Source organism: Limimaricola litoreus (assembly GCF_024159025.1).
GTDB classification, from domain to species: Bacteria; Pseudomonadota; Alphaproteobacteria; order Rhodobacterales; family Rhodobacteraceae; genus Limimaricola; species Limimaricola litoreus.
In genome coordinates this window covers 1-5,754 of record NZ_JAMYXC010000166.1, presented here as the reverse complement: position 1 = coordinate 5,754, position 5,754 = coordinate 1, and the positions used below count along the sequence as shown (strand labels likewise).

The 5,754-nt window shown below is 68.5% G+C and carries 6 protein-coding genes and 1 pseudogene; 6 read left to right on the top strand and 1 reads right to left on the bottom strand.

What is annotated here, in order from left to right; translation table 11 throughout:
• Positions 1-186, bottom strand: a pseudogene (locus tag NHG85_RS11100) (lytic transglycosylase domain-containing protein); the annotation flags it as partial.
• 287 nt (positions 187-473) lie between these two features.
• Between NHG85_RS11100 and NHG85_RS11095 the strand changes: the two are divergent.
• From NHG85_RS11095 to NHG85_RS11070, 6 genes are all read left to right on the top strand, one after another.
• Positions 474-683: a hypothetical protein gene (locus NHG85_RS11095; RefSeq protein WP_253332370.1), complete on the top strand. Its 210-nt coding sequence runs from the start codon at positions 474-476 to the stop codon at positions 681-683.
• Between the two features lie 162 nt (positions 684-845).
• Positions 846-1,043 carry a hypothetical protein gene (locus NHG85_RS11090; RefSeq protein ID WP_253332368.1) on the top strand — a complete coding sequence of 66 codons (198 nt, stop codon included), beginning with the start codon at positions 846-848 and terminating at the stop codon, positions 1,041-1,043.
• A gap of 28 nt (positions 1,044-1,071) precedes the next feature.
• Entirely contained in the window at positions 1,072-1,932 is an 861-nt protein-coding gene (cpaB, locus tag NHG85_RS11085) for a Flp pilus assembly protein CpaB (protein ID WP_253332366.1), read from the top strand.
• Between the two features lie 226 nt (positions 1,933-2,158).
• The gene (locus NHG85_RS11080; protein ID WP_253332364.1) at positions 2,159-3,580 is read left to right on the top strand and encodes a type II and III secretion system protein family protein; all 1,422 of its coding nucleotides are present in this window, start codon (positions 2,159-2,161) and stop codon (positions 3,578-3,580) included.
• Positions 3,581-3,593: 13 nt separating this feature from the next.
• Positions 3,594-4,235: an OmpA family protein gene (locus tag NHG85_RS11075; protein WP_253332362.1), complete on the top strand. Its 642-nt coding sequence runs from the start codon at positions 3,594-3,596 to the stop codon at positions 4,233-4,235.
• Between the two features lie 188 nt (positions 4,236-4,423).
• Positions 4,424-5,662, top strand: a complete 1,239-nt coding sequence (locus NHG85_RS11070; RefSeq protein WP_253332361.1) for a CpaE/TadZ family protein — start codon at positions 4,424-4,426, stop codon at positions 5,660-5,662.
• Positions 5,663-5,754 lie beyond the last annotated feature (92 nt).

Here is a 5,754-nt window from a genome sequence, read left to right as displayed (position 1 = left end):
TGCCGCGCGCGGTGCCGAGGGCCTGTGCAGCGCGCCGGGCGCGATCTGCACCGTGATGCGTTTTGCACCGGCCTTGGGCACCGCGATCCGGCGATACGTGAAATCCTCGGCCGTCACCGGCGCGGCCAAGGCGAGCCACAGCCCCGCCCCCATGGCCACCGCGCGGCAGACTTTCGCAGACATCATCGATCGGCCCCACATGCTCCGCGATTCTTTGTCCAACCTATCTCTGCCCCCCGCGCAACGATGCCCCCTCGCATGACTTGGTCGCTCCCTGAGGAGAAACGGTCACGCCCGCAGGTTGCACGTTTCGTCAAATGGCTCGGAAATCGCACGATCACAGACAAACTCCCGCCCCAATCGGACGGCCATATGGGCCACATCCAGAGCGGCGATCGGGTCGGACAAGACCAGGCACGAGACAGCCCGCACGGGTATCGAACGTCCAACATTGCCCCGAGGAGGGTTACACCATGCTCAATTTCTTCAAGTCCTTCGCCAATGACGAAGCCGGCGCCGTTACGGTCGACTGGGTCGTGCTCACCGCCGCCATCGTCGGCATCGGCGTGGCAGTTCTGGGAACAGTAAAACAAGGCGTCGGAAATCTGGCGACGGATATCGATAGTGGCCTCAAGACGCAGGACGCTCAGGACTACTCCGTGACCGCTGGTACCGCCGGCTGATCGCTGAACCGAGACGACAACGACAGGGGCCGCATCCGACATGCGGCCCCTTTTGCCATGGCGTGGTGCGGGTCGCGCCGCCGCAAAACCCCCGAATGCCCATCGGCGCGCCACAATCCCCCGACAGGATCAAACTCGGGCACTCAAATCGGGAGCAGGAACATGATCCAATACATCGCCGCGCTGCGCCGCGACGACAAAGGCGCGGTGACAGTGGACTGGGTCGTTCTGACGGCCGCCATCGTCGGGCTATCCGTGGCCGTCATGGCCATGTTCCTCTCGGCGGCCAAATCGCCCAATGCCGCCTACCATACCAACATGAACAACGCGAAAACCTTCGTCGACAGCCTGGCGGAGTAGGGCAGATGCAGCTTAGAGGAGACAAGCGATGAGAATGGTATTCGGGCTGGTGCTGATGCTCGGCCTCGGGCTCGCGGGCTTCGCGGTCCACATGATCAAGGGCTATCTCGATCAGCAGCAAGCCATCATCGCCGCCGAACGCAACGCCACGGCCGACCGCCGGGCAACGGTCGAGGTCGTGGGCGTGGGCCGTCCCCTGCCCTACGGCACCGTCATTACCCGCGCGGACCTCAAGCCGATCCGCTACACCACGAATTTCCTGCCCGAGGGCACCTTCGCCGATCTCGAGGAGCTGTTTCCCGAAGGCGAGGATGTGCCGCGGATCGTGCTGCGCCCCATGGAGCCCAACGAGCCGGTGCTGGCCTCCAAGATCACCACGCCGGGCGGTGATGCGGGGATCAGCACCCGTCTGAGTGCCGGCATGCGCGCCTTTGCCATCAGCGTCAACGCCACCAGCGGCGTGTCGGGCTTCCTGCGGCCGGGCGACCGGGTCGACGTCTACTGGACCGGCTCCGTGTCCAACAGCGAGGATCGCCGCGAGGTCACCAAGCTGATCGAGACCGGGCTCGAGCTGGTCGGGGTCGACCAGACCGCCGAACAGGGGCGCACCGAGGCGATAGTCGCCCGCACGGTGACGGTGCAGGTCACGCCCGAACAAGCCGCCAAGCTGGCCCAGGCCCAGTCCACCGGCTCGCTGGCGCTGTCGCTGGTCGGGCTGTTCGACGACAAGGTCGCGCAGGCGGTCGAGGTGGACCAGCGCAGCCTGCTGGGCATCATCCCCGAGGCGGCACCGCAGGTGGCCGCCGCACCGCCGGAGCCGGAGGTCTGCTCGGTGCGCACCCGGCGCGGAGCCGAGGTGGTCGAGATCGCGATCCCCTGCACCAATTGAGGCCGCCGCCGCGGGTCCCTCCCTTGCCGTGACCCGCGGCCCGGTCCGTGCCGTGCCGTGCCGTGATCGAAACCGTGATCCGGGCCGCGGCGGCGGGCTGTGGCCGCATCCCCACAGACCGCGCCCACGGCCCGCCGCGCGTTGCATTGCGCCCCTGCCTCGGGCAGGCTCCGCCTCGACGGGGCATGACAAGATCCCGACGCGCGACCTGCAGCGAGGCAGCTTAATGAACATCCGACACATCCTGCGGGCCGGTCTGACGGGCCTCGCCCTGGCCATGGCGCTGCCGGCGGGCGCCCAAGCCGAGGCGCTCCGGGTGCTGGGCGGCTCTCCGACGCGGGCCCTGCAGGTGCCGATGAACCGCGCCGTGGTGGTCGAGAGCGATGTCGCCTTCACCGAGCTGTCGATCGCCAACCCCGGCATTGCCGACATCTCCTCGCTGACCGATCGCACGATCTACGTGCTGGGCAAGGCGCCTGGCCGCACGACGCTGACCGTGCTGGGCGAGAACGGCCGGCTGATCACCAATGTCGAGGTGCATGTCACCCCCGACATCGCGGAGTTCAAGGAGCGGCTGGAGCAGATCCTGCCCGGCGAGGGGATCGAGGTGCGCACCGCCAATGACGGCATCGTGCTGTCGGGCGTGGTCAGCTCGATCGGCAAGCTCGACCGCGCGCTCGAACTGGCCCAGCGCTACGCGCCCGAACGCGTCTCCAACCTGATGAGCGTCGGCGGCACGCAGCAGGTGATGCTCAAGGTCCGCTTTTCGGAAATGCAGCGGTCCGTCAGCAAGTCGCTCTCGGCCTCGCTGGGCGCGCGCGGCACGGCGCTGGGCGAGGATCTCGGCCTGGCCATCGGCACCAACTCGCTCGGCAATTCGGGCGGGCTTGGCACCGCGCTGGGCGGCAGCCTGCCCGGCGTGACCACCGGCAACGCCGCGACGCTGTTCGGCTTCAACGCGGGCGGGGTCGAGGTCGGGCTGCTGCTCGAGGCGCTGGAAAACCGCGGCGTGGTGCGCACGCTGGCCGAGCCCAACCTCACCGCCCTTTCGGGCCAGCAGGCGAGCTTTCTGGCGGGCGGCGAATACCCCGTCCCCGTCAGCCAGGAGGGCGGCTCGATCTCGATCGAGTACAAGCCCTTCGGCGTCGAACTCGGCTTCGTGCCCCGCGTGGTCGAGGGTGACCTGATCAATCTCGAACTCAAGGCCTCGGTCAGCTCGATTGACCCCGCGAACGGCCTCACCTCCAACGGCTTCACCGTCGATGCCTTCAAGCGCCGCGAAACCGCGACCACCGTCGAGATGCGCGACGGCGAAAGCTTTGCCATCGCGGGGCTCTTGTCCGACGACTTCAGCGATCTCAAGGGACAGGTGCCCTGGATCGGCGACATCCCGGTGTTGGGCGCGCTTTTCCGCTCCGCTGAATACAGCCGCCAGCAGACCGAGCTGGTGATCATCATCACGCCGCATCTGGTCACCCCCACCCGCGGCGAGACGCTGGCCATGCCCACCGACCGCGTGCGCCCGCCCAGCGAGCGCGACTTGTTCCTGTTCGGCCGGATCGCGGCCGATCGCGCGCCCCAGTCGGGCGGCGCCGGAGAGATCGCCCGTCAGGATTTTTCCGGCTCCTACGGCTATGTGATGGATTGAGGAGAGAGCCGAGATGCGCCTTGTCCTGACCGCCTTGGGATGTGCCCTTTCGCTGGCTGCCTGCGCCGCACCGCCCGGCTTCGATCAGGCGGCGGGCGGCGGCACCGCGGGTTTCGGCGACGCCACCCGCGGCAACACCCTCGCGCAGGCGCGCGCCTCCGAGGGGTTGCGGGTCGACCTGTCGCGCCAGTTCGCCGCGGAGGTGGACACCGTCATCACCTTTGCCTTCAACTCCGACCGTCTCGACGCGGCCGCCCGCGCGACGCTGCAGGCGCAGGCCGGCTGGATCCGCCGCTTCCCCGAGCTGCGGTTCCGGGTCTACGGCCATACCGACCTCGTCGGCGATGCGGCCTACAACGAGGCGCTCGGCCTGCGCCGCGCCCGCGCCGCGGTGGCCTATCTGGTGGCCCAGGGGCTCGACGCGCGACGGCTCGAAGCGGTCGCCTCCTTCGGCGAATCGCGCCCCATCATCGCCACGACCGACCCCGAGCGCGCCAATCGGCGCACCGTCACCGAGGTCTCGGGCTTCGTGCCGGGACACCCGAACCTGCTCAACGGCAAATACGCGGCCGTGGTGTTCGACGGATATGTCGAGAGCGCCGCGGCACCCACGACGCTCGGCTCGGCTGGCGGCGGCGGCGCGGCGGCGCCCTGACCGTTCGGCGACAAAGCCCGCCCCAAGGCGGGCATCGTCGCCGCTGGGCCTACAATTTCAGCTTTTCAGCCGCATTGCAGCCATGATTCCCCGCCATCACCGTGATCATGGAGGATTGAGGCCGGGTCCGGCAAAGCCTCGGACCAGCCCGCCGATGCGGGGTCTCGCCTGACAAAGGATACGAAGGAATGAGCAGCACGGCGCCCCTGCAACCCGATCCGCAACCGGTTTCGGCCTGTACCATCAGCCGCGACGTCCAGCAGTTCGACCTGCTGATCGAGGACATGGAAGCGGCGATGGGCGAGAACTGGGGCGACCTGGGGTTCGAGGATGCGCTCGCCTTCCTCGAGCAGCCCGAGGCCGATGAGCTCGAGTTCGTCGCCGTGGCGATCAGTAAGGAAGACGAGCGCCTGCTCACCCTGATCGCCGACATCATCGCCCGCGCCAAGCGCCGCGACATCAAGGTGGTGCTCATCGCCGACGATGTGAGCCCTGCGGCGCTGCACCAGCTCTTGCGCGAGGGCGGCGACGAATTCGTCCCCTACCCGCTGCCCGAGGGCGAGCTGGCGCAGGCGATCGACCGGCTGCGCAAGGGGGTGGGCCCGATCCTGCCCGAGCCCGCGGCCGCGCCGCGCGCCACGGGCGACCGTTCGGGGGTGGTGATCCCGGTGCAGGGGCTCGCGGGCGGCAGCGGCGCGACGACGCTCGCGGTGAACCTCGCCTGGGAGCTGGCCAATGTCGACAGCAAGGCGCCGCCGCGGGTCTGCCTGATCGATCTCGACCTGCAGTTCGGCACCGTCGCCACCTATCTCGACCTGCCGCGCCGCGAGGCGGTGCTCGAGCTTCTGAGCGATCCGGCCTCGGCCGACAGCGAAAGCCTGCTCTCGGCGATGCTGATCCACAACGAGCGCCTGCATGTGCTGACCTCGCCCTCCGAACTGGTGCCGCTCGACCTCGTCGGGCCAGACGACATGGCGCGGCTGATCGAGATGGCCCGGGTCAATTTCGACTACGTGGTGATCGACATGCCCGCCAACATGGTCGACTGGTCCGAAACCGTGCTGCGCGCCGCGCATGTCTATTTCGCCACGCTCGAGCTCGACATGCGCTCGGCCCAGAACACGATGCGCCTCAAGCGGGCGCTGCAGTCGGAGGATCTGCCCTTCGAGAAGCTGCGCTTCGTGCTCAACCGCGCGCCGGGCTTCACCGACCTGTCGGGCAAGAGCCGGGCGCGGCGGCTGGCAGATTCGCTCGGGATCTCGATCGAGATCCAGCTGCCCGACGGCGGCCGGGCCGTGACGCAGAGCGCCGATCACGGCACCCCCCTGTCCGAGGGCGCGCCCAAGAACGCGCTGCGCCGCGAAATCGCGAAGCTCGCGCGCTCGGTCCACAAGGTCAACATCGCCGAAACAGAAGCCACGGGCTGAGGCCACAGGAGGGAATCGCCATGTTCTCGAAGTTCCGAAAGCCCGAACCCGGCGCGGCCCCGATCCCGGCCGCGCGCCCCGCCGCCACAGCC